The 25761-nt window shown below is 62.7% G+C and carries 19 protein-coding genes and 1 tRNA gene; 12 read left to right on the plus strand and 8 right to left on the minus strand.

Annotated elements, in window-relative coordinates:
* Window positions 1-18: 18 nt before the first annotated feature.
* Together ACFFNA_RS27335 and ACFFNA_RS27340 are read right to left on the minus strand one after the other, a co-directional pair.
* The gene (locus tag ACFFNA_RS27335; protein ID WP_378923071.1) at window positions 19-1116 is read right to left on the minus strand and encodes a polyamine ABC transporter substrate-binding protein; all 1098 of its coding nucleotides are present in this window, start codon (window positions 1114-1116) and stop codon (window positions 19-21) included.
* Between the two features lie 236 nt (window positions 1117-1352).
* Window positions 1353-2900, minus strand: a complete 1548-nt coding sequence (locus ACFFNA_RS27340; protein ID WP_378923073.1) for a helicase HerA-like C-terminal domain-containing protein — start codon at window positions 2898-2900, stop codon at window positions 1353-1355.
* A gap of 338 nt (window positions 2901-3238) precedes the next feature.
* Between ACFFNA_RS27340 and ACFFNA_RS27345 the strand changes: the two genes are divergently transcribed.
* The 4 genes from ACFFNA_RS27345 to ACFFNA_RS27360 all read left to right on the plus strand — a co-directional run bounded on the left by ACFFNA_RS27345 (window position 3239) and on the right by ACFFNA_RS27360 (window position 7479).
* Entirely contained in the window at window positions 3239-4681 is a 1443-nt protein-coding gene (locus ACFFNA_RS27345) for a methylmalonyl-CoA mutase subunit beta (RefSeq protein ID WP_378923075.1), read from the plus strand.
* On the plus strand, window positions 4678-6798 hold the full coding sequence (gene scpA, locus ACFFNA_RS27350) for a methylmalonyl-CoA mutase (RefSeq protein ID WP_111549088.1): 2121 nt from the start codon (window positions 4678-4680) through the stop codon (window positions 6796-6798). The genes ACFFNA_RS27345 and scpA overlap by 4 nt, the downstream gene beginning before the upstream one ends.
* A 73-nt stretch (window positions 6799-6871) precedes the next feature.
* Complete coding sequence (locus ACFFNA_RS27355) at window positions 6872-7093, plus strand: AbrB/MazE/SpoVT family DNA-binding domain-containing protein (RefSeq protein ID WP_111549087.1); 222 nt, start codon at window positions 6872-6874, stop codon at window positions 7091-7093.
* On the plus strand, window positions 7090-7479 hold the full coding sequence (locus ACFFNA_RS27360) for a type II toxin-antitoxin system death-on-curing family toxin (RefSeq protein WP_378923078.1): 390 nt from the start codon (window positions 7090-7092) through the stop codon (window positions 7477-7479). The genes ACFFNA_RS27355 and ACFFNA_RS27360 overlap by 4 nt, the downstream gene beginning before the upstream one ends.
* Here the strand turns inward: ACFFNA_RS27360 and greA are convergent.
* On the minus strand, window positions 7476-7949 hold the full coding sequence (gene greA / locus ACFFNA_RS27365) for a transcription elongation factor GreA (protein WP_378923080.1): 474 nt from the start codon (window positions 7947-7949) through the stop codon (window positions 7476-7478). The two genes, ACFFNA_RS27360 and greA, sit on opposite strands and share 4 nt — an antisense overlap.
* 121 nt (window positions 7950-8070) lie before the next feature.
* Between greA and ACFFNA_RS27370 the strand changes: the two genes are divergently transcribed.
* A complete protein-coding gene (locus ACFFNA_RS27370; RefSeq protein WP_378923082.1) occupies window positions 8071-9447 on the plus strand; it encodes a TIGR03808 family TAT-translocated repetitive protein in 1377 nt (458 codons plus the stop codon).
* Here ACFFNA_RS27370 and ACFFNA_RS27375 read toward each other — a convergent pair.
* Window positions 9440-10444: an asparaginase gene (locus tag ACFFNA_RS27375; RefSeq protein ID WP_378923083.1), complete on the minus strand. Its 1005-nt coding sequence runs from the start codon at window positions 10442-10444 to the stop codon at window positions 9440-9442. The two genes, ACFFNA_RS27370 and ACFFNA_RS27375, sit on opposite strands and share 8 nt — an antisense overlap.
* Window positions 10445-10472: 28 nt before the next feature.
* Window positions 10473-11639, minus strand: coding sequence for an acetyl-CoA acetyltransferase (locus ACFFNA_RS27380; protein ID WP_111549377.1), 1167 nt, complete (start codon window positions 11637-11639; stop codon window positions 10473-10475).
* Between the two features lie 200 nt (window positions 11640-11839).
* Between ACFFNA_RS27380 and betI the strand changes: the two genes are divergently transcribed.
* From betI to betB, 5 genes are read left to right on the plus strand one after another with little or no spacing between them, the layout of a single operon-like run.
* Window positions 11840-12430, plus strand: coding sequence for a choline-binding transcriptional repressor BetI (gene betI, locus ACFFNA_RS27385; RefSeq protein ID WP_111549083.1), 591 nt, complete (start codon window positions 11840-11842; stop codon window positions 12428-12430).
* Window positions 12427-13956, plus strand: a complete 1530-nt coding sequence (betC, locus tag ACFFNA_RS27390; protein WP_378923084.1) for a choline-sulfatase — start codon at window positions 12427-12429, stop codon at window positions 13954-13956. Before betI ends, betC begins: the two co-directional genes overlap by 4 nt.
* Window positions 13953-14963 carry a threonine/serine dehydratase family protein gene (locus ACFFNA_RS27395; protein ID WP_378923085.1) on the plus strand — a complete coding sequence of 337 codons (1011 nt, stop codon included), beginning with the start codon at window positions 13953-13955 and terminating at the stop codon, window positions 14961-14963. Before betC ends, ACFFNA_RS27395 begins: the two co-directional genes overlap by 4 nt.
* 3 nt (window positions 14964-14966) lie before the next feature.
* Complete coding sequence (betA, locus tag ACFFNA_RS27400; RefSeq protein WP_378923086.1) at window positions 14967-16619, plus strand: choline dehydrogenase; 1653 nt, start codon at window positions 14967-14969, stop codon at window positions 16617-16619.
* Window positions 16620-16670: 51 nt separating this feature from the next.
* Complete coding sequence (betB, locus tag ACFFNA_RS27405) at window positions 16671-18134, plus strand: betaine-aldehyde dehydrogenase (RefSeq protein WP_378923087.1); 1464 nt, start codon at window positions 16671-16673, stop codon at window positions 18132-18134.
* A gap of 72 nt (window positions 18135-18206) precedes the next feature.
* On the opposite strand, the gene ACFFNA_RS27410 is transcribed toward betB, so the two are convergent.
* Together ACFFNA_RS27410 and ACFFNA_RS27415 are read right to left on the minus strand one after the other, a co-directional pair.
* Window positions 18207-20447, minus strand: a complete 2241-nt coding sequence (locus tag ACFFNA_RS27410) for a mannose-1-phosphate guanylyltransferase/mannose-6-phosphate isomerase (protein WP_378923088.1) — start codon at window positions 20445-20447, stop codon at window positions 18207-18209.
* A 51-nt stretch (window positions 20448-20498) separates the two neighbouring features.
* Window positions 20499-21398 carry a LysR family transcriptional regulator gene (locus ACFFNA_RS27415; protein ID WP_111549078.1) on the minus strand — a complete coding sequence of 300 codons (900 nt, stop codon included), beginning with the start codon at window positions 21396-21398 and terminating at the stop codon, window positions 20499-20501.
* 100 nt (window positions 21399-21498) lie between these two features.
* Between ACFFNA_RS27415 and ACFFNA_RS27420 the strand changes: the two genes are divergently transcribed.
* Window positions 21499-22392: an NmrA/HSCARG family protein gene (locus tag ACFFNA_RS27420; protein WP_111549077.1), complete on the plus strand. Its 894-nt coding sequence runs from the start codon at window positions 21499-21501 to the stop codon at window positions 22390-22392.
* A 94-nt stretch (window positions 22393-22486) separates the two neighbouring features.
* Here the strand turns inward: ACFFNA_RS27420 and ACFFNA_RS27425 are convergent, their stop codons facing one another.
* Complete coding sequence (locus ACFFNA_RS27425) at window positions 22487-24007, minus strand: phosphomannomutase/phosphoglucomutase (RefSeq protein ID WP_378923089.1); 1521 nt, start codon at window positions 24005-24007, stop codon at window positions 22487-22489.
* 198 nt (window positions 24008-24205) lie between these two features.
* Here ACFFNA_RS27425 and ACFFNA_RS27430 point away from each other — a divergent pair.
* Window positions 24206-24282 (plus strand) — tRNA-Pro (locus ACFFNA_RS27430).
* Window positions 24283-25761 lie beyond the last annotated feature (1479 nt).

The following is a 25761-nucleotide window of genomic DNA, read 5'->3' on the forward strand; positions in this document are numbered from 1 at the left end:
AAGCGCAACTGCCGTCAATTACTGACCCGTGACGATTTTGGTCCAGGTGCGCGTCGCCACGCGCTGCGTCTTCGGGTCGTACGGAAAGACGGTGAAAAGCTTCTTGAGCGTGGCATCGTCAGGATAGATCGACTGGTCGCCGAGAATGCTTCTTTCAACGAATTTTTGTGAGGCCTTGTTGCCATTGGCAAAGAATACATAATTTGTGTTCTTGGCGGCGACTTCAGGCTTCATGAGGTAGTTGATGAAGGCATCCGCTTCGTCCACATGCGGTGCATCTGCGGGGATTGCCAGCTGATCGAACCACATCACAGTGCCTTCTCGAGGGATCGAGTAGGCGATTGTGACGCCGTTACCGGCTTGAGCTGCACGGTCGCGCGCCTTCAGGACGTCGCCCGACCAGCCGATCGCCAGGCAGATGTCGCCGTCCGCCAAAGCGTTGATGTACTCGGATGACTCGATTTTGCGGACGTGGGGACGGATACGCATCAATGCCTCTTCGGCCTTGCCGAAGTCTTCTGGCGAGGTGCTCTCGGGGTTCAGCCCAAGATAATTCATCGTGATGGGCAGGATTTCGGTGGGCGAATCGACCACGTAGACTCCGCAATCGGCAAGCTTCTTCAGCTTCTCGGGATCGAAGAAGAAGTCCCAACTGTCGAGTCTGTCGACACCAAGCGCGGCTTTGATCTTCGAGGTGTTGTACCCCAAACCCACCGTGCCCCACATGTAGTTCACCGAATATTGGTTGCCCGGGTCGTACTTGGCCGTACGCTGCTCGATGACGTCCCACATGTTGGCGATGTTGGGCAACTTCGACCTGTCCAGCTTCTGGAAGACGCCGGCCTCGACCTGGCGGGCCAGGAAACTGGCGCTTGGCACGACGACGTCGTAGCCGGAGCCGCCAGTGAGCAGCTTGGTCTCGAGGATCTCGTTGGAGTCAAAGACGTCGTACACGACCTTTATACCGGTGTCCTTGGTGAAGTCGTCGATGACCAAGGGATCCAAGTAGTCCGACCAGTCGTAAAGGTTGACGACCTTGTCGGCAGCGTGTGCGGACAGTGTCATGGCCCCGGCGAGCAACGATGCAGCCGACCAAAGAAGCGCCTTGCGGATCATGTGCTCACCATTGGTTGCAGTCCCCAAGCTGCGAACGCCGTACTTTGTACACGGCGCGCACGGTTGCAATATTAGCACATGTTGAAAGGAGTAAGAGTTGAATGGGCAAACTCGGTCGTCGAATGCGCCCCACCATGACGTGCAGTGCAATCAGATCGTCTACGGAAGAAGCCGCCCACAAGGCCACTTGCGAAGCTGGTTGGCAATGTCGGGAACTGGCGCATAGCTGCCGCTCCTTACCGCCCCCGCGACAAGCTCCCCAATATCCCGCGCACGATGGCGCGTCCCACAGACGAGCCCACCGAGCGCACCACCGACTTGATTGCGGCCTCGGCCACCGTCTGGCGGTTGGATGGGCGCGGCGCCGGCGCGCGCCTGCCACCGGGTTGCGGTGCCGGATCGTCGTTGCCGAAGCCGGGAATGGTCCAGCGCGAGCGGCCGCTGTCGGCCTGCTGCGCCTGCTCTTCGGCGTCCTGCGCCTCCTTGGCCTTTTTCCGCAGCATCTCGAAAGCCGATTCGCGATCGACGACCTGGTCGTACTGACCGGCGACCGGGCTTTCCTGGATCAGCTTTTGTCGCTCGGCGGGCGTGATCGGCCCAAGGCGCGAGGCGGGCGGGCGGATCAGCGTCCGCTGCACCATGGACGGAACGCCCTTGGTTTCGAGCGTCGAGACCAGCGCCTCGCCGGTGCCGAGCTGGGTGATCGCGGTGGCACAATCGAAGTCGGGATTCGGCCTGAAGGTTTCGGCCGCGGTCTTCACCGCCTTCTGCTCGCGCGGCGTATAGGCGCGCAGTGCGTGCTGCACCCGGTTGCCGAGCTGGGCGAGAACGGTTTCGGGAACATCCAGCGGGTTTTGCGTAACGAAATAGACGCCGACGCCCTTCGAGCGGATCAGGCGGACCACCTGCTCGACCCGGTCGATCAACACTTTCGGTGCGTCCTCGAACAGCAGATGCGCCTCGTCGAAGAAGAACACCAGCTTCGGCCTGTCGGGATCGCCAACTTCCGGCAGCACCTCGAACAGCTCCGACATCAGCCACAACAGGAAGGTCGCGTAGAGCCTCGGATTCATCATCAGCTTGTCGGCAGCAAGCACGCTGATGGCGCCTCGCCCGTCACGGGTGGTGCGCATGATGTCGGCGATGCGCAATGCCGGCTCGCCAAAGAAATGCGCCGCACCCTGCTGCTCCAGAACCAGCAGCGTGCGCTGGATGGCTCCGACGGAAGGCTTCGTCACATTGCCGTAGCGCGAGCCCAGCTCGTCGGCGCGCTCGGCGATGTTGGCCAGCAGCGCCTGCAGGTCCTTCATGTCCAGAAGCAGCAGGCCTTCCTCGTCCGCCAGGCGGAAGGCGATGTTCATGATGCCTTCCTGAGCCTCGGTCAGGTTCATCAGGCGCGACAAAAGCAACGGCCCCATTTCAGAGACAGTGGCGCGGATCGGATGGCCCTGCTCGCCGAACAGATCCCAGAAAATGACCGGGAATTCCTGGAAGTCATAGGGGTCGAGCTTGACCTGCTCGGCTCGCTTGACGAGGAAATCCTGCGCCGTGCCCATCATGGCGATGCCGGACAGATCGCCCTTGATGTCAGCGCAGAACACCGGCACGCCGGCATTGGAAAAACCTTCGGCCAGGATCTGCAAAGTGACGGTCTTGCCGGTACCGGTGGCACCGGTCACCAGGCCGTGACGATTTCCATATTGCAGCAACAAGTGCTCGGCACGCTGATAGCTGTCGTCGGGCTTGCGGCTGGCGCCGATGAAAATACTGGTGTCGTCAGCCATATGTCCGGTCTCCGCAGACTGATGTGTTTAAGCCAGTGGCCTTGCCGCAGGTATAGTGAGGCCCTTGCACAGCGACAATGCCATTCGTTCAAATGGGGGGCCAATCGTCCAAATCGGGGCCAATCGTCCAAATCCAGCCCAGTCGTCCAAATCGGGTTTTTGGAACTTGCGGATTTTGCCGGTGTTTGGCAATCGTTCATGGTTCGTCCATGCAAGGCTACCTATATCTGATGGATTGAATTCCGACCTTGAAAGCGCATTGCATTGCGATATCGGACCGGGGACCGTAGACTGAGCTGCTCCAGGCTGTTGCGGTCGCATGAAAACGAGGAAGACGGATGGGCGCCGGAGCCTTGATCCAGGACGTTGAACCAGTGAATGCCGAGCGCCAGCGATGGCTGGCCCTGGCGGAAAAGGCGTTGGCCGGCGCGTCCTTCGAGGAAAAGCTGGTCTCGCATACCGACGACAACATCCGCATCGAACCGCTCTACGAGCGCAGCATCGCAGCGGAACCAACCGTGCGCGCAAACCCGAAATCGCCCTGGATCGTCAGCCAGCGCATCGATGATCCGGATATCGACCGCGCCAGAGCCCAGGCCCTGGAGGACGTGGCGCAAGGCGCGACGGGATTGTCGCTTGTCTTCGAAGGAGCGCCGAACGCGTTCGGCTACGGCCTGCCGAGAACGGCGCAGGCGCTGGAGACGGTGCTGGACGGCGTGCCGCTCAACCGCATCCAGGTCCGCATCGATGCCCACCCCTGGAGCCGCGCCGTGGCCGACTGGCTGGTGGCGTTCCTGAGCAAGCGCCGTTCGGACCCGGCAAAGCTCAACCTCTCCTTCGGCATCGATCCGGCGGCGATCTTCGCCGGCACCGGCCGGCTGCGCATGTCGATCGAGGCGCTGCAGGCCTCGATGCCGCAGTCGCTGGCGCATTTCTTCTCGATGGGCGTTCCGGGCGTGCTCTTGGAGGCGGACGGGCGCGTGTTCCACAATGCCGGCGCCACGGAGGCGCAAGAGCTTGGCATCATGCTGGCTTCGGCGGTCTCCTATCTCAGAATGTTCGAGACGGCGCGACAGCCGCTTGTCTATGCCGCACCCCATATCGGCTTTGCGCTCAGCGTCGACCAGGACCAGTTCCTGTCGGTGGCCAAGGTCAGAGCGCTGCGCAGGCTCTGGGCACGGCTGCAAGAGGCCTGTTCGATCCCCAATTCCACCGCCAATATCCATGCCGAGACGTCGTTTCGCATGATGACGGCCATGGATCCGGAGACCAACATCCTGCGCACCACAATTGCCTGCTTTGCCGCGGCATCCGGCGGCGCCGATTCGATCTCCATCCTGCCGCACACGATCGCGCATGGCTTGCCGGCGGGTTTTGCCCGTCGCGTTGCCCGCAACGCGCAGCTGATCATGGCCAATGAAAGCCATATCGATCATGTCGCCGATCCTGCCTATGGTTCCGGCGGCGTCGAAGCGCTGACCGCGGAACTGTGCGAGAGGGCCTGGGCGGAACTGCAGACAATCGAGGCCGAGGGCGGCGTCTTGTCCAGCCTTCAGGACGGACATATCCAGAAGCGCGTTCACGCCGCGGCAGCGCGGCGCAACGCGGCCTACCAGGCTGGCGAGCGGACCATCATCGGCACCACGCTCTACCCGTTGAAAAGCGAACGCCCGGTCGAGACGCTGGCAGCGGAACGGCGGCCCGCCTTCAACGAAGGCGTTGCCGTCTGCGAAGCCCTGTTTCCGGTCCGCATCGACCAATCGATCGGAGCCGTCTCTTGATCCCTGATTTCAGCCAGATCGGCTGGGTGCCGCCACGCCGCGCACCGGTCGAGGTCAAAGGCCAGCGGACGACGCCGGAAGGCCTTGTCGCCAAGCATCTGTACAATCAAAGCGACCTCAAGGGCCTGCCGCATCTCGACACCTATCCGGGCCTGCCGCCCTTCGTGCGCGGCCCCTACCCCACCATGTACGTCCAGCAACCCTGGACGATCCGGCAATATGCCGGTTTCTCGACGGCGGAGGAGTCCAACGCTTTCTACCGGCGCAATCTTGCCGCCGGCCAGAAGGGACTGTCGGTCGCCTTCGATCTCGCCACGCATCGCGGCTATGACAGCGACCATCCGCGTGTCGCCGGCGATGTCGGCATGGCGGGCGTCGCCATCGATTCCATTCTCGACATGCGGCAGCTCTTCGACGGCATTCCGCTCGGCGACATGACCGTGTCGATGACCATGAACGGCGCGGTGCTGCCGATCATGGCGCTTTACATCGTCGCGGCTGAAGAACAGGGCGTTGCGCAAAAGGATCTGGCCGGGACCATTCAGAACGACATTCTGAAGGAGTTCATGGTCCGCAACACGTACATCTATCCGCCAAAACCCTCGATGCGGATCGTTTCGGACATCTTCTCCTATACGTCGAAGCACATGCCGAAGTTCAATTCGATCTCGATCTCCGGCTATCACATGCAGGAGGCCGGCGCGACGGCCGACCTGGAGCTCGCCTATACGATCGCCGACGGCATCGAATATGCCCGCGCCGGCGTTGCGGCGGGCCTCGATATCGACCGCTTCGCGCCGCGCCTGTCCTTCTTCTGGGCGATCGGCATGAACTTCTTCATGGAAGTCGCCAAACTCCGCGCGGCACGCCTGTTGTGGGCAACCCTGATGGAGAAGAATTTTTCGCCCAAGGACGAGCGCTCGCTGTCATTGCGCACCCATTGCCAGACCTCGGGCTGGTCGCTGACGGCGCAGGACCCTTACAACAACATCATCCGCACCATGATCGAGGCGATGGCGGCGACGCAGGGGCATACGCAGTCGCTGCACACCAATTCCTTCGACGAGGCGATGGCGCTGCCGACCGACCATTCGGCACGGATCGCCCGCAACACCCAATTGATCCTGCAAAAGGAATCCGGCACCACGCGCATCATCGACCCGTGGGGCGGTTCGGCCTATCTTGAACGGCTGACGCATGATCTGGCGGCGCGTGCGCTTGCCCACATCGAGGAGATCGAGGCGCTCGGCGGCATGGCCGCCGCGACCGAACAAGGCATTCCCAAACTGCGCATCGAGGAAGCGGCGGCACGCACGCAGGCGCGCATCGATTCGGGCGAGCAGATGCTGGTCGGCGTCAATGCACATCGCCCCGCGACCGACATCGAGGTCGACGTGCTGAAGATCGACAATGCCGAAGTCAGGGCGCGGCAATTGTCGAAGCTGCAACGCCTGAAAGGCACACGCGATGTCGGCGCGGTCGAAAGCGCGCTCGATGCGCTGACCCGTGCCGCGGAAGGCAATGAAAACCTGCTGGAGTTCGCCATCCGCGCCGCGCGCGCCAATGCCACGGTCGGCGAGATCTCGTTCGCCTTGGAAAGAACCTTTGGCCGCCATGTCGCAACGGTCCAGACGATCTCCGGCGTCTACCGCAAGGCACTCGGCGACAATTCCGTGGTCGAGGGGCTGCAGGACAAGCTTGAAGCCTTTGAGAAGAAATCCGGCGGCAAGCCGCGCATTCTCGTTGCCAAGATGGGACAGGACGGCCACGACCGTGGGCAGAAGGTCATCGCCACTGCCTTCGCCGATCTCGGCTTCGACGTCACCGTTGGGGCGATGTTCCAGACACCGGATGAGATCGCCAGGCTGGCGGTCGCGCGGGACGTTCATGTCATCGGCGCCTCGTCGCTGGCCGCGGGGCACCTGACGCTGATCCCCGAATTGCGTGACGCGCTGAAAAAGCTCGGTCGCGGCGACATGCTGATCGTGGCCGGCGGCGTCATCCCGCCACAGGACTACGACGCGGTGCTGCAAGCGGGTGCGGCGGAAATCTTCCCGCCGGGCACGGTCATTCCGGAAGCGGCGGATCGCTTGCTGGATCGACTGCTGAAGGCCTAACGGGGCCTGTTATAATATCTGTTGCAACGCATGCTGATTGCGTTATAATTGGCGTTGCAACAGGATATCCATCATGAACACCACCATTCGCAAGATCGGCAATTCCGAAGGTGTGATCCTACCCAAGGAAATTCTCGACCGCCTGAACATGAAGACAGGCGATCAGCTCCAGATTGTCGAAACGGACAAGGGTATTGCTCTTGAGCCGGTGGACGACAGTTTCGAGCGGCAGATGGAAGCTGCTCGTAAGGTCATGGACAAGTACAAGGTCGCACTTCAGAAACTCGCCGAATGAGCTGGGAGTTTCTGTCACGTCGCGTGGTCGAAGCGATGCATACGGAGCAATTGCGCAGGCATGGCGGAGCGCAAGGTTTGAGAGATGAAAACGCTCTCGAATCGGCGCTCGCCCGCGCTGAAAACAAGGCGAACTATGAAGACCCATCGGTCGAGGATCTCGCCGCTGCCTATGTCTTTGGCATTGCCAGAAATCATGCCTTCGTCGACGGTAACAAGCGTACTGCTATCGTGGCGGCCGGCGCATTTTTGATTGTGAACGGCCATGTCCTGACAGCCGACAACGGCACGCTTTACGAATTCGTCATGGCCGTCGCTTCCGGTGAAATCGATGAAGCCGGAGCCGCGGCTTTCTTCCGCGACCACGTTGTCAAGCTCGAAGATTAGCTCTCGGAGAGCTTGACGATTTCCCATTCCTTGCCGTTGACCACAGCCACGTCGCCGACCTTCTTGCCGAACAGGGCGACGGCCATCGGCGACACATGGGAAATGGTGCCCTTGGCCGGGTCGGCCTCGTCCTCGCCGACGATTTTCCAGTGCACCTTCCTGCCGTCATCGCCCTCAAGTGTGGCGCCCATGCCGAAGCGCATCAGGTCGCTGTTCGGTTCCGGCACCGATAACTCGGCGCTTTCGCGCCGGGCGGTCCAATAGCGCAGGTCGCGCGACACCACCGCGATGCGCTCGCGGTCCGCCTTCCGCTCGGCTTTGGCCAGTATGTCGCGCAGATCGGCGAGATTCTCTTCGATCATCGCCAGGCCGCGCTCCGTCACTAGGTTGCGGTGCTGGCTGATCGGCCGCTCGCCAACGCCGGCGATGGCGTTTTCGCTGTCTTCCTCGCGCGTGAAAGCTCTGCTCATCCGTTGAACTTAGGCGCGGAGAGGCTGCTCGACAAGCCATTGTCGCTGCGCCGGTGAGGAGCGCCAGTACGTCTGGCACGATTCCTGCGGTGTCGGGGTTGAACGCCAGGACCCTGTGCCGATGTTGAACAGACGAAAGCTGCTAATCGGAACCGCCGGCTTTGCCGTCATGGGCCTTTCGCTTGGCAGAGCGGCGGCCGCCAGCCTGACCGGCATCGAGAAAGCCTCCATGCGCGGTTCGATCAACGCGACTGAACTTGGCGTCTCACCTGGCACCTTTGATGATCAGAGCAAGGCCTTCGCCAAGCTGCTGCGCGGCGCCAACGACCGCGACATGCCGGTGTTCCTGCCGCCCGGCACCTATGTGGTGTCCAACCTGTCGCTGCCCGGCCGTGTGCGTCTTTCCGGCGTGCCGGGCGCAACGCGGATCGTCTATGGCGGTGATGGTCACCTGTTCATGGCCGAACAGGCCGACCATATCGAACTCAGCGGGCTGGTCTTCGATGGCAGCAACCGCTCGATGGGCGACTACGCGCAAGGATTGCTCGATCTGCGCCGGGTCGCGCACCTCGTCGTCGACAATTGCCAGATAACCGGCAGCGGCAAGAACGGATTGGCGCTGGAACACGCGGCGGGCCGGGTCGAGCGCTCGGACATTTCGGGGGCTGCCGATGCCGGCATCTATTCGGTCGAGGCCGGCGGGCTGGCAATCACAGGCAACACCATCTCCGACTGTGCCAATGGCGGCATCCTGGTGCACCGCTGGCAGGCGGCGGAAGACGGCACAATGGTCACCGGCAACCGCGTCGAGCGCATCCAGGCGCGCAGTGGCGGAACCGGGCAGAACGGCAATGGCATCAACGCCTTCCGGACCGGCAATGTCGTCATCTCTGGCAACATCGTCTCGGACTGCGCCTTCTCGGCGATCCGCGCCAACAGCGCCAGCAATCTGCAGATATCAGGCAACACCTGCTCGCGCTCGGGCGAGACCGCGGTCTATTCGGAATTCTCGTTCGAAGGCGCCATCATCAGCAACAACATCGTCGATGGCGCCGCCAACGGTATCTCCATCGTCAACTTCAACGAAGGTGGCCGCATGGGTGTCTGCTCGGGCAACATCGTGCGCAATCTGTCGACCAGCGGCCCCTACCCCGCAGACCCGCCCGGCTTCGGCGTGGGCATCGGCGTCGAAGCCGACACGACCGTTTCCAACAATGTCATCGAGAACGCGCCGCTCTATGGCATGCAGATCGGCTGGGGGCCGTATCTGCGCAATGTCGTCGCCACCGGCAACATCATCCGCAAGGCTGGAACCGGTATCGTCGTCAGCGTGGTCGATGGCGCCGGTACGGCCGTCATCTCAGACAATGTCATCGATGGTGCGCTGAACGGCGCCGTTGTCGGCCAGCGCTGGGCCGAGCCAGCGACTGGCGACCTGACATCGTCGGACAAGAGCGGTTATGCGCACCTGACCGTCGAGCGCAATCACGTCAGCTGAGTGCCGCCGTCGGCCTGAGCGCCCCGACCTTGGCGCCGTTCCGGCTTTCAATCGGAGCGTTGGCCAGTTCGAGTAGCTTCGCCGCCAGGGCCTCATCCGCGTGCAGCAGCCTGGCAATGACGGCGGCAACCATGGCTTCGCCAGCGCGGCCGGCACCATCATCGCATTTGAGCGCGATGCCGAGGCCAAGCTCGGGGAGTGCCGCGCAATAGACGCCTTCGGCGCCGCCTTTTGCAAAAATCCGCCCGGGTGCAGCCTCCATCAAAGCGACATCGGCACGGCCGGTGCCGGCGACAAAGAACGGTTCTGCCATGCAGGCGGCCAGCAGACGCCTCGCGGCCCTGGCTCGCTCGGGACCAAAACCATTTGTCGTGGCCATGCGGGCAAAGCCTAGGGCGAAGCTCCTGAGCGGCACCGCGTAGGTCGGGATCGAGCAGCCATCGGTCGCTCGTTCATCGGCACCATGGACAGCGCCCGTCACTGCCTGCATGGCGTTGCGCACCATCTCCTGCAAGGCGTGCTCCGGCTTGACATAGCCGCGGTGCGCAATGCCTGCGTGGACGCAGGTGCAGAGGAAGCCGGAATGCTTGCCGGAGCAGTTGTTGTGCAATGCGTTCGGCGAACCGCCGGCTCGGGCAAGCGAAATCTCCGAGTCATGATTGGAGGGCCAATGCGCGCCGCATTCGAGCGCTGACCCGTCCAATCCGGCCTTGGCCAGCATGGATCGCGCCAGTTCGACATGCGCGGGCTCGCCCGAATGGGAGGCACAGGCAAGCGCCAGTTCGCGGTTGCCAAAGCCATAGGCATCGGCCGTGCCGCTTTCGACCAGCGGCAATGCCTGGATCGCCTTGACCGCGGAGCGCGGAAACACCGGCTTCGAGGTGTCGCCGATCTCCAGGACCGGCTTGCCATCGGCATCAAAGACCGCGACAGCACCGCGATGGGCGCTCTCGACGATCGCGCCGCGCAAGACTTCGATCAGAACCGGATTTGTCATGGCCACCCCGTAAAAATACGGGCTGCTTCTACCTGATCCGGTCCAATATTGAAACGTAATTGGCGACGGCAGCACCACCCATGTTGAAGATGCCACCAAGTTTTGCGCCCGGCACCTGGATGCCGCCGGCTTCGCCAACAAGCTGCATGGCGGTCAAAACATGCATGGAGACGCCTGTTGCGCCGATCGGATGGCCCTTGGCCTTCAACCCACCTGATGGATTGACCGGCAGGCGGCCATCCCTGGCGGTCTCGCCGCTCATGGCGAGCTTCGCCCCCTCGCCCGGCTTGGCCAGGCCCATCGCCTCGTACTCGATCAGTTCGGCAATGGTGAAGCAGTCATGCGTCTCGACGAAGGACAGATCGTCGAGCGTCACGCCGGCATTCTTCAGCGCACGAGTCCAGGCCTGTTCGCAGCCTTCGAAGGTCAGGATGTCGCGCTTCGACATCGGCAGGAAATCCTGCACATGCTCGTTGGCGCGGAAGGCAACGGCGCGGCGCATCTTCAGTGCGGTCGCGGTGTCGGCAAGGATAAGGGCGGCGGCGCCGTCGGAGACCAGCGAGCAGTCGGTGCGCTTCAGCGGACCGGCAACGAAGGGGTTCTTTTCGCTTTCCTGGCGGCAGAACTCATAGCCGAAATCCTTGCGCATCTGCGCATAGGGATTGTCGACGCCGTTCTTGTGGTTCTTGGCGGCGATCATCGCCAGCGCGTCCGACTGGTCGCCATAGCGCTGGAAATAGGCCTGCGCGATCTTGCCGAAGACGCCGGCGAACCCCGCCGGTGTCTCGCCGTCCTCAGGCAGATAGGAAGCCTTGAGCAGGTTCTTGCCGATCTCGGGTCCGGGCGTCGTCGTCATCTGCTCGGCACCGACCACCAGCACGATGCGGGCGGCGTTGGCGTCGATAGCGCGGATGCCTTGCCTGACCGCCGCCGAACCGGTGGCGCAAGCGTTCTCGACGCGCGTCGCCGGCTTGAAGCGCAGCCGGTCGTCGGCCTGAAGCACCAGGCTGGCGGTGAAATCCTGCGCCGAAAAGCCGGCGTTGAAGTGGCCGAGCACGATCTCGTCAACCTCGTCCGGCCCGATACCGGCATGGTCGAGTGCGTCGGTCGCCACCTTGACGATAAGATTTTCGAGCGTCTCGCCCTCAAGCTTGCCGAAACGCGAATGCGCCCAGCCAACGATGCATGCGGTCATGGCGGTCTCCATCCTTGGCGCCAGCCTATCATGTGGGCTCATGGCGCACTTCGCCTTTATTGTTCAAATATAAACAATTATGCCCGCGCCTGGAAGGGCCGGAACCGGACAATCGCTTGGTACAGGCGGAGCCGGTGTCGATTTTTTTGTTGATTGACCCGTCAATAAAAAATAATCCTGCTTCAAAGGACCATAGCGAGATGCCGAAAGTCGGAATGGAACCCCTGCGCCGCAAGGCGCTCATCGACGCGACGATCTCGGCGATCGGCGAACGCGGCTCGCTCGACGTGACCATGTCCGAGATCGCTGGCCGCGCCGGCGTGTCCTCGGCCCTTGCCCATCATTATTTCGGCGCCAAGGACGAATTGCTGCTGGCGACGATGCGCCACATTCTGGCCGAACTGACCACCGACACGCGGCGCGCCCTTGGTGCAGCCAGCAGCCCGCGCGAGCGCGTTTCGGCGGTCGTGGCCGTCAACTTCTCCGACCTCCAATTCCAGCCGGAAACCATCGCCGCCTGGCTCGCCTTCTATGTCGAGGCGCAGAAATCGGCGGCGCTGCGCCGGCTGCTCAAGGTCTATGCGCGGCGCCTGCACTCCAACCTGTTGAGCGGGCTGACCGGCATCTTGCCGAGAGCCAAGGCCGATCGCGTCGCCGAGGCGACCGCGGCGCTGATCGACGGGCTCTATATCAGGCGCGCCCTGAAGGACGGCGTGCCCGACGCCGCGACCGCGATCGCGCTGGTCGAGGACTATCTCGAAACGAAACTTGGTGGGCGACAGACACAGTGACAACCAAGCGACCCAACTTCCTGATCGTCATGGTCGATCAGCTCAACGGTACGCTGTTCCCGGATGGGCCGGCGGACTTCCTGCACGTGCCGCATCTCAAGGCACTGGCCGGCCGCTCGGCGCGCTTTGCCAACAACTACACCGCATCGCCGCTTTGCGCGCCGGGCCGGGCCTCGTTCATGAGTGGGCAGCTACCGTCGCGCACCGGGGTCTATGACAATGCCGCCGAATTCGTCTCGTCGATCCCGACCTTCGCCCATCATCTGCGCGCCGCCGGCTACTACACCTGCCTGTCGGGCAAGATGCATTTCGTCGGACCGGACCAGTTGCACGGTTTCGAGGAGCGGCTGACCACCGACATCTATCCGGCCGATTTCGGCTGGACGCCGGATTACCGCAATCCCGGCGAGCGCATCGAATGGTGGTATCACAATCTGGGCTCGGTGACCGGCGCCGGCGTTGCAGAGACCACCAACCAGATGGAGTATGACGACGAGGTCGTGTTCCTGGCCACGCAGAAACTCTATGAGCTTTCGCGCGATCAGGACGATGCGAACCATCGGCCCTGGTGCCTCACCGTTTCGCTGTCGCACCCGCACGATCCCTATGTCGCGCGCAAGCAGTACTGGGATCTCTACGAACACTGCCAGGCGCTGGACCCGGAAACCGGGTTCATCGCACATGACGAGCAGGACACGCATTCGCAGCGGCTGTACCACGCCAGCGATTATCCGTCTTTCGAGATCACTGCTGAGCAGGTGCGTCGTTCCCGGCGCGGCTATTTCGCCAACATCTCCTATGTCGATGACAAGCTCGGCGAGCTTCTGGACGTTCTGCGGCGAACGCGCATGCTCGACGACACCATCATCCTGTTCTGCTCGGACCATGGCGACATGCTCGGCGAGCGCGGCCTGTGGTTCAAGATGAGCTTCTTCGAGGGCTCGGCGCGGGTGCCGCTAATGATCGCCGGCAAAGGCGTTCGCGCCGGGCTGATCGAGGCGCCGGTCTCCAATCTCGACGTGGCACCGACGCTTTGCGACCTCGCCGGCATCGACATCGGTGCGATCGCGCCGTGGACCGACGGCCAGTCGCTGCTACCCCTCACCAATGGCGGGCAGCGCACCGCGCCTGTGTTGATGGAGTATGCCGCCGAAGGTTCCTCCGCGCCCCTGGTGGCGATCCGTGACGGCAGATACAAGTTCGTCCATTGCGAGCTCGACCCGCCGCAACTGTTCGATCTCGAAACCGACCCGCTCGAGCGAGACAATTTGGCTGAGGATCCGGCCAATGCGGGCTTGGTGGCGGCATTCATGAACAAGGTCCGGGCGCGCTGGGACATGGCTGGCTTCGACGCCGCCGTGCGCGAAAGCCAGGCGCGCCGCTGGGTCGTCTATCCCGCGCTGCGCAACGGCGCCTACTACCCCTGGGATTTCCAGCCGCTGCAAAAGGCGTCGGAACGCTACATGCGCAATCACATGAACCTCGACAATCTCGAGGAGAGCAAACGGTATCCACGAGGCGAATGATGGCAGACCTTCTCGTCCCCTCCCTCGACCATCTCAAGCAGGCCTATGCCGTCACCTCGCGGGCGACACAGATCACGCCGCTGCTGGAATCGGCAGCCCTGGCCAGGGAGACCGGTGCGGCCCGCGTCTTCATCAAGCCGGAATCGCTGCAATGGGCTGGATCGTTCAAGATACGCGGTGCCTATTGGCGGCTGAAGCAGCTTTCAGCCGACGAGGCGAAGAAGGGCGTCGTCGCCTATTCCTCAGGCAATTTCGCGCAAGGGCTGGCAGCGGCCGGCCAGGCACTCGGTATTCCGGTCACCATCGTCATGCCGATCGACGCACCCGCCGCCAAGCGCGACGCTACGGCAGGCTACGGCGCCCGTGTCGTGCTGACCGATCACGGCGAGCGGGCGCGTGAAGAAGTTGCCGCCGCCAAGGCGCGCGAAATCGCCGAGACCGAGGGGCTGGCCCTGTTGCACCCATTCGACGACCCGGAGATCGTCGCCGGCCAGGCGGGCGCCGGCCTCGAAGCGCTCGACCAGCTTGCCGCCAAGGACGCCAGCGCTGACCTTTTGTTCTGCTCGGTCGGCGGCGGTGGACTGATCGGCGGCGTTTCGCTCGCCTTCCACTATCTGTCGCCGGCCACCGAGATCATCGGCGTCGAGCCGGAAGGTTTCAATGGCATGGGCTCGTCGCTGGCGCATGGCAGCATCGAGACGATGCCGATCGGCCCGAAGTCGATCTGTGACGGGCTGATGTCGCGACGGCCGGGCGACGCGCCGTTCGCGGCGGTCAAGACCGCCGGCGTTCGCGGCATCACCGTCGACGATCAATCGGTGCGGCAAGCCATGCGGATCGCCTTCGAGCGCATGAAGCTGGTGCTCGAACCGTCGGGAGCCGCCTCGCTGGCGGCGCTGCTCGGCGGCAAAGTGGATGTAAAGGGCAAGACCGTGCTCGTGATGGCAACTGGCGGCAACGTTTCGCTCGCCGATTTCATTACGCATATGAACGATGGGCGCATATGAACCATGCTTGAAGCGGATTTCGTCATCATCGGCTCCGGCTCGGCCGGCTCGGCCATGGCCTATCGACTGTCCGAGGACGGCAAGCATTCGGTGATCGTCATCGAATTCGGTGGCACCGATATCGGACCATTGATCCAGATGCCGTCGGCGCTGTCGATCCCGCTCAACATGAACCTCTACGACTGGGGCTTTGCCAGCGAGCCGGAGCCGCATCTCGGCGGCCGCGTGCTGGCGACGCCGCGCGGCAAGGTGATCGGCGGCTCGTCCTCGATAAATGGCATGGTCTATGTGCGCGGCCATGCCCGCGACTTTGATCATTGGGCCGAAGAGGGTGCGGCCGGCTGGGGCTTTGCCGACGTGCTCCCCTATTTCAAGCGCATGGAGGACAATGACGGCGGCGAGGATGGCTGGCGCGGCCACGGGGGGCCATTGCATGTACAGCGCGGATCGCGGCGCAATCCGCTCTACGGCGCCTTCGTCGAGGCGGGCCGCCAGGCGGGGTTCGAACTGACCGACGACTACAATGGTTCCAAGCAGGAAGGTTTTGGGCCGATGGAGCAGACCATTCGCGGCGGCCGCCGCTGGTCGGCTGCAAGCGCCTATCTGAAGCCGGCGTTGAACCGCAAGAATGTTAGCCTGCTCAAGGGTTTCGCCCGCCGGGTGATCATCGAGAATCAACGCGCTATCGGCGTCGAGATCGAAGCTCACAAACAGATTCAGGTCGTTAAGGCGCGACGTGAGGTGATCGTCGCCGCCTCATCGATCAATTCGCCCAAGATCCTAATGCTGTCGGGCATCGGTCCGGCCGAGCATCTCAGGGAAAACGGCATAGAAGTGGTGGCCGACCGGCCCGGCGTCGGCCGCAATTTGCAAGACCATATGGAACTCTACATCCAGCAGGAATCGACACAGCCGATCACGCTGAACTCGGTGCTCAATCCGTTCTCGAAGGCGCTGATCGGGGCGCAGTGGCTGTTCTTCAAGACCGGGCTTGGCGCCACCAACCATTTCGAGGCAGCCGCCTTCGTGCGCTCGCGTGCCGGTGTCGACTATCCTGATATCCAGTACCACTTCATCCCGGCGGCGGTCCGCTATGACGGCAAAGCGGCGGCGAAATCGCACGGCTTCCAGGCGCATGTCGGGCCGATGCGTTCGAAATCGCGCGGCTCGGTGACGCTGCGCTCGCCGGACCCGAAATCGAAGCCGGTGATCCGCTTCAACTACATGTCGCATCCTGACGACTGGACGGAGTTCCGCCACTGCATCCGGCTGACCCGCGAGATCTTCGGCCAGAAGGCATTCGATGGCTATCGCGGCAAGGAAATCTCGCCGGGTTCGCACGTGCAGTCGGACGACGATCTCGATGTTTTCATCAGGGATCACGCCGAGAGCGCTTACCATCCTTGCGGCACCTGCAAGATGGGCCGCCCGGACGAAATGATGAGCGTCGTCGATCCGGAATGCCGGGTCATCGGCGTCGAGGGATTGCGCGTCGCCGATTCCTCGATCTTCCCGCGCGTCACCAACGGCAACCTCAACGCACCGTCGATCATGACCGGCGAGAAGGCATCCGACCACATTCTCGGCCGCACGCCATTGGCGCCGTCCAACCAGGAACCATGGATCAATCCGCGCTGGCAGGCGTCCGACAGATAGAGCATGATCCGGCGAACGTTCCGCCCAAGCGAAGACGATTTGGAGACCCCCATGCGCGCCCAGCCCACGGCATCGCACTATGTCAACGGACGCTATATCGACGATGAGCAAGGCGCGCCGCTGCCGGTCATCTATCCGGCAACCGGCGAGACCATCGCCATGCTGCGTTCGGCGACGCCGAACGTGCTGGAGCTCGCCGTCGAGGCCGCGCGTGCCGCGCAGCCCGCCTGGGCGCGGCTGAAGCCGGTCGAGCGCGGACGCATCCTGCGCCGTGCCGCCGACATCTTGCGCGCCCGCAACTCCGATCTCGCCCGCATCGAGACGCTCGACACCGGCAAGGCGATCCAGGAAACGCTGGTGGCAGACGCGCCGTCGGCCGCGGACTGCCTTGAATATTTCGGCGGCGCGGTCGCTGCCTACAATGGCGAGGCGATAGATCTTGGCGGGCCCTTTGCCTACACGCGGCGCGAAGCGCTCGGCGTCTGTGTCGGCATCGGCGCCTGGAACTATCCGATCCAGATCGCCGGCTGGAAATCAGCGCCGGCCCTCGCCATGGGCAACGCCATGGTGTTCAAACCGTCGGAAAACACGCCGCTTTCAGCGCTGGCGCTGGCCGAGATCTACAGCGAGGCCGGCCTGCCCGATGGGCTGTTCAACGTCGTGCAGGGCTATGGCGATGTCGGCGCCGGGCTTGTCGGCCACGATGTCGTCGCCAAGGTTTCGGTCACCGGCTCGGTGCCGACCGGGCGCAAGGTGCTGTCGCTGGCCGGTTCGAAGATGAAGCACGCGACGATGGAGCTCGGCGGCAAGTCGCCGCTGATCGTCTTCGACGATGCCGACATCGAGAATGCCATTGGCGGCGCCATGCTCGGCAATTTCTATTCGACCGGCCAGATCTGCTCCAACGGCACGCGGGTCTTCGTGCAGAGCGGCATCCACGACCGCTTCGTAGAGCGTTTGATAGAGCGGACGAAAAAAATCCGCATCGGCGACCCGCTCGATCCCGAAACCCAGATGGGGCCGCTGGTCTCCAAGGCTCAGCATGAGAAGGTGGTCGGCTATATCGAGATCGGCAAGCAGGATGGAGCTGTTCTCGCCTGCGGCGGTAATGTGCCTTCGCTGCAGGGCTTTGACGGCGGCTTCTTCGTCGAGCCGACGGTGTTCACGGGCGTCACCGACACGATGCGCATCGCCCGCGAAGAGATTTTCGGGCCGGTGATGAGCGTGCTGAAATTCGACGGCGAGGACGAAGTGATCGACCGCGCCAACGACACCGAATTCGGCCTCGCCGCGGGCGTCTTCACGCGCGACCTGCCGCGCGCCCACCGCGTCATCGCCGAGCTGCAGGCCGGCACCTGCTGGATCAACGCCTACAATCTGACGCCGGTGGAAATCCCCTTCGGTGGCTTCAAGCAGTCAGGCATCGGCCGCGAGAATTCGCTGGCGGCGCTGGCGCTCTATTCGCAGCTGAAGTCGATTTATGTCGAGACCGGGGATGTGGCCAGCCCGTATTGAATTGGCGATTGGCGAAAGCCGACTGGACGGCCAATCTCCCCCCTTGCGGGGGAGATTGGCAGCTGCAGCCCGTCAGCTTGCCTTCTTCGCCGTGCTGTCCAGATACTGCGTCAGCGCGCAGACCAGATGATAGAAGATGCTGGCCGGCACATCGGTAGCCAGCGAGCGGCCGCGTTCGTCGATGCGGTCGATCCACAGGCCGAGCGGCGCCGGGTCGATGTGCCAGCGGAACAGCCGGCCAACGCGTGCCTCGATCTCCGGCTTGAGATCCGGCCCGCCCGAACCATCGAGCGCAATCGCGGCCTTGACCGCTTCGGCCTGCGGCCAGCTGCGTGAGACAAGGTCGAGCGGCAGGCCATGCCTGGAGACGGCGCCATAAGAAAGGCCGGTGGCGCGGTTGAGGCCATTGGCGATGGCCGAGGCATAAAGTTTCCTGGCAAAGCCGCTCAGTTCGGCCTGGCCGCTGCGCCCGGCGAAATCTATCAGCAGCGAGGCCCATTCGAAGTGATGGCCGGGTTCGGTCCAGGAGCCTTTCTCGCCGGCGGACGGTTTCCATTCGGCATCGAAATATTCGCCCAGCGTCCAGCTTTCCGGGTCGAAGAAATGGCTGCGGAAGAGGTCGATGATGCGTGCGGCACGACGCAGATAGGCGCGGTCGCCGGTGGCCTTATACCAGGCGAGAAAGGCCTCAAGCAGATGCATATGCGGGTTGGAGCGCCGCTCGCCCTCGCCGCCCGATGTCTCGAGAAAGCCGGTCATACGGCTGTCCTCGAGATACGCGTCGAGAAAGTCGAAAGTCTCTTCGCCGAGCCGCAAGGCGTCGGGATTGCCCGACATATGCGCGTGCGCCAGCGCCAGCAGCACGCAGGAATGATCATAGGCATCCTCGGTGGCGTCGGCAACGGAGCCGTCGACATTCAGCGTGCGCACCCAGCCGCCTTTGTCGGTGCGGCCATTTTTGGCCATGAAGTCGATGCCGTGGCTGATCAGCCGGTCGGCCGGACCGTCCCAGCCGCGCGCTTTGGCGACGGCGAAAGCATAGACCTGCCTTGCCATGGTGCGCATGCGCTTGGGCTTCATCAGCGGCGAAGCATCAAGGCCGAGCGCTTCGTGAAAACCGCCATGGCGCTCGTCGACGCCCGATGTCGACCACAGCGGCAAGGTCTCCTGAAACAGCCAGTGATGTACGCGCCGCCGCCATGCGCCATTTTCGATGACGCGGTCATGCGCCGGCGTGAATCGGGTTTCCAGCCGGCCCGATTTCTCGAGCTGCTCGACGATCTTCTTGACGTGCTGGCTGTGGCTGACCGGGGCGACGAAGGTGGCGTCTGATGTCGAGACGATGGCGACGTCCTTCATGCCGATCGCCGACAGCAGGCGGCCGTCGCTGCGGATGTAGGAGTTCTCGCAGTCGATGGCGACGACATCGCCGATGACGACATTGCCCTGGTCGTCGGCAGGGCCGACATCGAGCAGCGACTGCCAGGAGCCGAGATCGTTCCAGCGGAAGCCAGCCGGCACCATGGCGATGTCCGTTGCCCGCTCCATGATGGCGTAGTCGATCGAGTTCGACGGGATGGCCCCATAGAGTTCCAGCGGCATGTAGAGGCCGGACAGATCCGATGTTGCCGCCTTGTAGGCCGCTTCGGTGGCCTGCCAGATTTCAGGCTGGAACGCCGCGAAGGCGTCGCGCATGGCGCCGGCGCGAAACAGGAAGATGCCGGTGTTCCAATAGAAATTTCCGGCCTTGAGATAGTTCTGCGCAGTCGCAAGGTCCGGCTTTTCGACAAAGCGCGACACGTCGAAGGTGCCGCCGCTTTCGGCTGCGACTTCGATATAGCCATAGCCGGTCTCGGGCTGCGTCGGCTTGATGCCGAACACCACCAGCCGGCCGGCGTGTGCTGCCTCGGTGCCGGCTTCGACACTCTGCCAGAATTGGCGCGGGGTTGATATCTCATGGTCGGACGGCACCACCAGCACCAGGCTGTCGCCGAACTCGGACAGCGTGCGCAGCGCCGCCAGCGCGACGGCGGCGGCGGTGTTGCGGCCTGTCGGCTCGAACAGCGGCCCGCCGCCGGCGAGATCGAGGCCGGCGAGATCGGCACGGACGCGTTCGGCATGGCGTTCCGAGGCGATCAGGAAGATCGGCGTTTCGCCTTCCGGCCTCGCCGTCAGCCGACGCAAGGTCTTGGCCAGCATCGAGCCATCGCCGGACAGATCGTGGAACTGCTTGGGGTTGTCCTCGCGCGACAGCGGCCACAGCCGCGAGCCGATGCCGCCGCTCATGACAAAACTAACGATCCGCTCGGTCATTCGGGTCTCGCGCTCAGAAGGCATTGGTGGCCGGTTGCTACTACACAAGCCTTAAGCTGTGTTTATCCCATTGGAAATGCGCTCGGATGCAAGCTCGATGAATGCCTTGACCAGGGGCGAAAGGTGGCGGCTGCTCGGATAGAGGGCATGCAGGCCGCCGGCCGGTGTCGTGTAATCCTCAAGAACGTGCTGCAGTCGCCCCTCCTTGATCAGCCCTTCGGCGATCGCCTGGGGCAATTGGGCGATGCCGAAGCCGGCGTGCGCGGCCGCAACGACCGCCTGCATTTCATTGGCGGCAAAGCGCCCGGCCACCATGACCGTTTCCTGGCCGTGCGGCCCTTCCAGCACCCAATGAGCGCCTGAGGCCGAAGCGCCTGCGATGACGCATTGATGGTGCGTTAGGTCCGCCGGGCTTTGCGGCGTGCCGTGCCGCGCGAGATAGTCCGGGCTGGCGCAGAGCAGCCTGTGCGTGGAGCCGAGCTTGCGGGCGATCAGCGTCGAATCCTGAAGGATCCCGGTGCGGAAAGCGAGGTCTATGCCGTCCTCGACAAGGTTGAGCCTGTCGTCGGTGAGGCGGAGTTCGACATTGGTTTTCGGATATAGTGCGAGAAAGTCGACCACGGCGCGTATCAGGAAATGGCCGCCAAAGCCGACCGGGGCCGAAATGCGAATCGTGCCCGATGGCTCCGCTCTCGCCTCCGCCAGGCGCAGATTTGCCTCCTCGATGGTCCGCAGGCCCTGGCTGCTCTGCTCAAAGTAGAGACGCCCGGCATCCGTCAGGTTGAGGCTACGTGTCGTGCGCTGCAGCAGGCGGACGCCGACCTCGCGTTCGAGCGTGGCAATGCGGCGGCTGACCGTCGTCTTGGGCATGGCGAGCTGGCGCGCGGCAGCGGTGAAGCTGCCGGCTTCGACGACGCGGGCAAACACGACGATATCGTTGAGGTCGATCATTGTATCCAAAATTGGGACGACATTTCCCAATTAGAGCCAATTATGCATCAATGCGAAAGATCCTAACTCTGCTCCAGCCAAACAAGAAGGAGCAGACATCGTGACCAGCAAACGAAGCATTCTGGTGACCGGCGCTACCGGCCAGCAAGGCGGCGCGGTTGCGCGCGCCCTGTTGTCCAGGGGACATCGCGTCAAGGCACTGACGCGCAAGCCGGACAGTGAGGCCGCACGGCAACTGGCGTCGGCGGGCGCCGACATCGTGGCCGGCGATCTCGCTGACGCGGCCTCCGTCGTGAGGGCCGCAAAAGACGTCGACACCATGTTCCTGATGGGCAACAGCTATGAAGCTGGCATGCAGGAGGAAACCCGCCAGGGGATCATTGCCGCCGACGCGGCGAAGGCTGCCGGCGTCGGACACCTGATCTATTCATCCGTTGCCGATGCCGACAAGAAGACCGGCATCCCGCATTTCGAAAGCAAATATCTCGTCGAGAAACATGTCGTCGGGCTCGGCATCCCCTACACGATCAGCGCGCCCGCCGCGTTCATGGAGAATGTCGTCGCGCCATGGTCGATCGGCGCGCTCGGCCAGGGCACTTATGCCTTCGCGATGCCTCCAAAGCGCGTCCTCCAACTGGTTTCCCTGGCAGACATCGGCGGCTTCGTTGCGGCTTTGGCCGAGCGGCGAGAACAGGTGTTCGGCAAGCGCTTCGATTTCGCCGGGGACGAATTGTCAGGCGAAGAGCAAGCGAAAATCCTGTCCGGGGCCATCGGTCGGCCGATCCGCTACCAGGAAATCCCGATCGCCGTGGCTCGCCAGCAAAGCGAGGATGCGGCACTGATGTTCGAATGGTTCGACCGCGTCGGCTACGACGTCGATATCGCCGCCTTGCACAAGGATTTCCCGGAGGTCCGCTGGCACAGTTTTGCCGACTGGGCGCGAGCGTTCGACTGGAGCGCCCTGCGGCAAACAGCTTCGGCGGGCGACCGCTGAAGCTAGGGCCTGTTCCATCCCGATGAATCGGGATGAGGCTCTATCTTATTGTTCGAGCATGATCTTTTCCGAAACCGTTTTTCGGGATCATGCTCTAGAAAGTCTGGTTGTAGGCGCCGACTTCGGGGCTGCGGCGCAGCACGGCGTCGACGGCCTCGAACATCTGCCGGCGACGCTGCGACGACACCGGGCTTTCGACGACCACGACAAGCTCCGGCTTGTTCGACGACGCGCGCACCAGTCCCCAGGTGCCGTCCTCGGCGACGACGCGCACGCCGTTGACGGTGATCAGGTCAATGATCTGCTGGCCGGCGAAGCTGGCGCCATCCCGCTTCATCGCCTGAAAATCGGCAACCACCCGCTCGACCACGCCATACTTCACATCGTCCGCGCAATGCGGCGACATGGTCGGCGTGCCGAAGGTCAGCGGCAGGGCCCGGTAGAGATCAGCCATCGAACTGCCGGGGCTGCGATCCAGCATCTGGCAGATGGCGATTGCCGTGACCAGCCCATCGTCGTAGCCGCGCCCGATCGGCGGATTGAAGAAGAAATGGCCTGACTTTTCGAAGCCGGCGACGGCGCCGAGCTCTGCGACGCGGCGCTTGATGTAGGAGTGGCCGGTCTTCCAGTAGTCTGTAACGGCGCCGTTGGCGCGCAGCACTGCGTCGGTGTTGAACAGGCCGGTCGACTTGACGTCGACGACGAAGGTCGAGCCCGGGTGGAGCAGCGAAATATCGCGCGCGAGCATGACGCCCACCTTGTCGGCAAAAATCTCGTTGCCTTCATTGTCGACGACGCCGCAACGGTCGCCATCGCCGTCGAAGCCAAGACCGACATCGGCTCCGGTCTCCAGCACCTTGTCCCTGATGGCATGCAGCATCCGCATGTCCTCGGGATTGGGATTGTAGCGCGGGAAGGTATGGTCGAGCTCGACATCGAGCGGGATCACGTCGCAGCCGATGCGCTGCAGCGCTTCCGGGGCAAAGGCGCCGGCGGTGCCGTTGCCGCAAGCGGCGACCACTTTCAGCTTTCGCGTGATGCGCTTGTCGCGGGTCAGATCGTCGAGATAGGTCGCGCGGAAATCGCGGACAAAGTCATAGGAACCGCCGCCGGCGAGGTCGAAGTCGCCAGCCAGCACGATCGCCTTCAAGGCGCTCATCTCCTCCGGGCCGAAGGTCAGCGGCCGCGACGCGCCCATCTTGACGCCGGTCCAGCCATTCTCGTTGTGCGAGGCGGTGACCATGGCGACGGACGGCGTGTCCAGCGCGAACTGGGCGAAATAAGCCATCGGCGACAGCGCCAGCCCGATATCCCTCACCTTTGCACCGGCGGCCATCAGGCCGGTGACCAGCGCCAGTTTGATCGACAGCGAATAGGAACGGAAGTCGTGCCCGGTAACGATATCGGGTCCGGCGCCGAGACGGCGGATCAGCGTGCCGAGCCCCATGCCGAGCGCCTGGACGCCGATCAGATTAAGCTCGGGCGGCACCTCCGAGGCCGGATGGCCAAACCACCAGCGCGCATCATATTCGCGAAAGCCGGACGGTTTGATCAGCGCCGAGGTTTCGAATTCGAAGCTGTTGGGTCGGGCCTCGTCAACGATCCTGGGGGTCAAGACTGGAAAACTCCAAGCGGCTGGAACACGGTTTGTCGAAGCGGTGGCTACCACACAAGCCTTTAAGTCATGTTTATCCCGAAGGAAAATCCGCACGCTCGCAACGCGCGCGGCGAAACCTGATGAAATGCGACAGAAGTCCTGCCATTGCCGCTTGCAGGAACGAAGTGCGGCGGCTATAAGCCCGCGGTCTGGTCACGGAGTGTAGCGCAGCCTGGTAGCGCACCTCGTTCGGGACGAGGGGGTCGCAGGTTCAAATCCTGCCACTCCGACCAGAAAAAACAATGTGTTAGCGCATCCCGACTTTGGCGCCCCACAGATATCCCCACAGAAAAAATGGAAAAGCATCTAGGCCGCTCGATGCAGCTGGCAGACGCATAACTATCAAACTGCGACACGCCATTGCGGCCATTTCACTCGCCAGCCCAGGTCGGCTTGTTTCCGGCGCCTACCGTACCGAGACCGCATTGACCGCTCGCTATTTTGCCGATGGTGCTCATCTGAGGCCGCGCCATCAAAACAATGTCGGCTTCGCGCCCAAAGCGGACTTTCTCAGGTGAAAGCGCACATGACGGCTTTGCGCCCGATCTCGGACGTTGCGCGGGCGATGGCGGCGCAAAAAGGCGAAATCACGATATCGGGGCAATGACCGATTCGCGGCGCAAAGCTGACGTCATCCTCGTGAAAGACGGACTTCGGGTTCGAGTCAAAAGCGCCTGCAGCAACCAGGATGATTGGCTTTTGGGAAGTAAGCTGTAGTTGATGGTAGGCCTGGAGGGACGTCATCTTTTCAACAAAATCAATCAGTTAGAGGGTGGTTCGCCAAGCCGTATCCTTCGTATGTTCTCGTATTCGGTGGCGAACCGGGTAAGAGCTCCAAATGAGCATCCCCATCCTCTGATTCCTAATCTGTAGGTCACAGGTTCGATTCCTGTCGGGATCACCAACATTTTCAAACGCTTAGCGAATTTGCGCCGTACTTTTTTTTGCGATATTTTTGCGAAATAAGTACGGCGAATTTCGCGGACCTTCAGACTCCGGACACACCTGCCCCAAGGACCAAAGGGCCTAAGTCCGCTGCGAAGCGGGGCCCCAGGATGCCCAAATAAGGTTGGTCATCGGTGTTCCCAATCACTCTTGCCCGTGTTTTGACACTCGGAACTAAGGGCGTCGGCCGGCTACCCGCCCCTCGGCCTCGACTTCTGCAGATTCAAATCATGGAGGCGCAGCAACCGATACCGAGATTCACTAATGGTGGGCATCTGATGGTGGGCATCTGAATGGAGAATTCGTCTCGAAGCAGAACAGCACGATAATCCTGGTGCACAACGATCCCGCTCGACACCCTACGACCATTGTGGATCACGGTTGGTCACGCTTCGATCCAATTTCCCCTGAAATCATAGATTTGCGAGTTTGCCCAACCGTCGTGCGACGGGTGATAGATCGCAAATATAGCCAGCGACCTGCGAGGGCGTTGTCGGCGCAAGACATGCGCCCTTCCCTGCCCCACAACGCAGCGTCGATTTCGCGTCACTGCACCCTTTGACGAACCTGCTGAGCGCCGGAGATATCGGCAATCGCCGCTCGCTGAAACGATATATTGCTCTCAGAAACGGCTCCACTGGCCCGCGATCGGGATGACTGAAATGGGCCGGAGAACGAACCCGCTGCGCGGGAGGGCGCCTGCGGTTGAGGTAGAGATCAAGAACCGGTCGTTGCGCCTGCATTGAGCGGGGTTCGGCAGCGGCAGA

It is taken from the genome of Mesorhizobium kowhaii (assembly GCF_042431665.1).
Lineage (GTDB): Bacteria > Pseudomonadota > Alphaproteobacteria > Rhizobiales > Rhizobiaceae > Mesorhizobium > Mesorhizobium kowhaii.

Excerpts from the sequence above, each read along its gene's own strand:
- ACFFNA_RS27335 (WP_378923071.1), bottom strand. The coding sequence starts at position 1,116 with ATGATCCGCAAGGCGCTTCTTTGGTCGGCTGCATCGTTGCTCGCCGGG.
- ACFFNA_RS27340 (WP_378923073.1), bottom strand. The coding sequence starts at position 2,900 with ATGGCTGACGACACCAGTATTTTCATCGGCGCCAGCCGCAAGCCCGAC.
- ACFFNA_RS27345 (WP_378923075.1), top strand. The coding sequence starts at position 3,239 with ATGGGCGCCGGAGCCTTGATCCAGGACGTTGAACCAGTGAATGCCGAG.
- ACFFNA_RS27355 (WP_111549087.1), top strand. The coding sequence starts at position 6,872 with ATGAACACCACCATTCGCAAGATCGGCAATTCCGAAGGTGTGATCCTA.
- ACFFNA_RS27360 (WP_378923078.1), top strand. The coding sequence starts at position 7,090 with ATGAGCTGGGAGTTTCTGTCACGTCGCGTGGTCGAAGCGATGCATACG.
- greA (WP_378923080.1), bottom strand. The coding sequence starts at position 7,949 with ATGAGCAGAGCTTTCACGCGCGAGGAAGACAGCGAAAACGCCATCGCC.
- ACFFNA_RS27370 (WP_378923082.1), top strand. The coding sequence starts at position 8,071 with ATGTTGAACAGACGAAAGCTGCTAATCGGAACCGCCGGCTTTGCCGTC.
- ACFFNA_RS27375 (WP_378923083.1), bottom strand. The coding sequence starts at position 10,444 with ATGACAAATCCGGTTCTGATCGAAGTCTTGCGCGGCGCGATCGTCGAG.
- ACFFNA_RS27380 (WP_111549377.1), bottom strand. The coding sequence starts at position 11,639 with ATGACCGCATGCATCGTTGGCTGGGCGCATTCGCGTTTCGGCAAGCTT.
- betI (WP_111549083.1), top strand. The coding sequence starts at position 11,840 with ATGCCGAAAGTCGGAATGGAACCCCTGCGCCGCAAGGCGCTCATCGAC.
- ACFFNA_RS27395 (WP_378923085.1), top strand. The coding sequence starts at position 13,953 with ATGATGGCAGACCTTCTCGTCCCCTCCCTCGACCATCTCAAGCAGGCC.
- betA (WP_378923086.1), top strand. The coding sequence starts at position 14,967 with ATGCTTGAAGCGGATTTCGTCATCATCGGCTCCGGCTCGGCCGGCTCG.
- betB (WP_378923087.1), top strand. The coding sequence starts at position 16,671 with ATGCGCGCCCAGCCCACGGCATCGCACTATGTCAACGGACGCTATATC.
- ACFFNA_RS27410 (WP_378923088.1), bottom strand. The coding sequence starts at position 20,447 with ATGACCGAGCGGATCGTTAGTTTTGTCATGAGCGGCGGCATCGGCTCG.
- ACFFNA_RS27415 (WP_111549078.1), bottom strand. The coding sequence starts at position 21,398 with ATGATCGACCTCAACGATATCGTCGTGTTTGCCCGCGTCGTCGAAGCC.